Annotated in this window: 2 protein-coding genes; both read left to right on the forward strand. The window is 35.1% G+C overall.

Annotation, left to right across the window (positions count from 1 at the left end; genetic code table 11):
* Positions 1-49: 49 nt before the first annotated feature.
* Entirely contained in the window at positions 50-559 is a 510-nt protein-coding gene (locus tag ACTJJG_RS19000) for a helix-turn-helix domain-containing protein (RefSeq protein WP_002120495.1), read from the forward strand.
* A gap of 32 nt (positions 560-591) precedes the next feature.
* Positions 592-1434 carry an IS3 family transposase gene (locus tag ACTJJG_RS19005; protein ID WP_230445321.1) on the forward strand — a complete coding sequence of 281 codons (843 nt, stop codon included), beginning with the start codon at positions 592-594 and terminating at the stop codon, positions 1432-1434.
* Positions 1435-1464: the final 30 nt, after the last annotated feature.

Below are 1464 nucleotides of genomic sequence, written 5' to 3' on the forward strand. Positions count from 1 at the left end.
TGAACTGCACCCCATAAGTTAGACTTTTAAAACTTATGAGGTGTGCTCTATGCCAATTCCGAAGCATTCAAAAGAGTTAAAATTAAAAGTCATTCAAGCTTATTTAGAGGGAAGTAAAGGATATAAAATCCTTTCACAAGAATTTAATGTAGATCTCCAAACCATCCGCTTATGGATTGAAAACTATAAGGCACAAGGTGAAGATGGCCTGAATGTTAAAACTAAAAAAACCTACTACTCTTCCGAATTTAAAATCAAGGCTGTACAAATGCTTCTTGATAAGATACCGGTAAGAGAAGTTAGAAGACGGTTAAATCTGAGCGGGACGTCAATTTTAAGAAGGTGGCTAGCTCAGTATCATAAAGAAGGGATTGCTGGGTTTAATACCACGAGGATTTATACCAATATGCTTAAACAAGATAAAACTAAAATAACCAAGTCTGTAAAAGATGACAAAGATAAATCTCAGCAGGAGCTCATTGATGAAGTGACCGCTTTACGAGCAGAGGTTGCCTTTTTAAAAAAGCTAAAAGCCTTAAAACTGAAGCAACGTACCTAAATTCAATTTCTACTGCAGACAGTGTTCAAGTTATTTCAGAATTAAGGCAAATTTATCCATTAAAGCTCTTACTCAGTATTGCCAAGATCGCTCGTAGTACTTATTTCTATCACATGAAAGCTGTACGCTCTAAGGATAAATATACTGAGTTAAAACAGCAGATCAAGTCCATATATCACAAGCATAAGGGATGCTATGGCTATCGTAGAATTACTCTTGCTCTGAAAAGTACAGGAATAATAATCAACCATAAATGTGTATATCGTCTTATGAAAACTATGGGACTTAAATCACGTATCAGAGCACTAAAATATCGCTCATATAAAAGTGGTTGTGTCGGGATGGTGGCCGATAACATTATGCAACGGCAATTTAAAGCGAACCGTCCCAACCAGAAATGGGCAACTGATGTGACGGAATTTAATGTTAACGGTGAAAAACTTTATCTATCACCAATTATAGATTTATTTAATGGGGAAATTATTACCTTCCGGATCCAACGTAAACTCAATTATGAGTTAGTGAAAGATATGCTCATTCATGCTTTAGCTAAACTTAAGCGACATGAGAAACCAATTCTCCATTCAGATCAAGGATGGCAATATCAAATGGCTCATTATCAACAGCAATTAAAGCAACATGGTTTAATTCAAAGTATGTCTCGTAAAGGAAATTGCTTAGATAATGCTGTAATAGAAAGCTTCTTTGGAATATTAAAATCGGAGTGCTTTCATGGTGAAAAATTTCAATCAACTGATGAGTTAGAGAAAACTATACGAGAGTACATTCATTATTATAATCATGAGAGAATCAAGGTGAAGCTACAAGGTTTATCCCCTGTACAATATAGAAACCAGTTTTTAAAAACTGCTTAACTAACTGTCCAACTTTATGGGGTCAGATCA

The sequence above is a fragment of the Acinetobacter sp. 22512 genome, assembly GCF_052044755.1.
Lineage (GTDB): Bacteria > Pseudomonadota > Gammaproteobacteria > Pseudomonadales > Moraxellaceae > Acinetobacter > Acinetobacter pittii.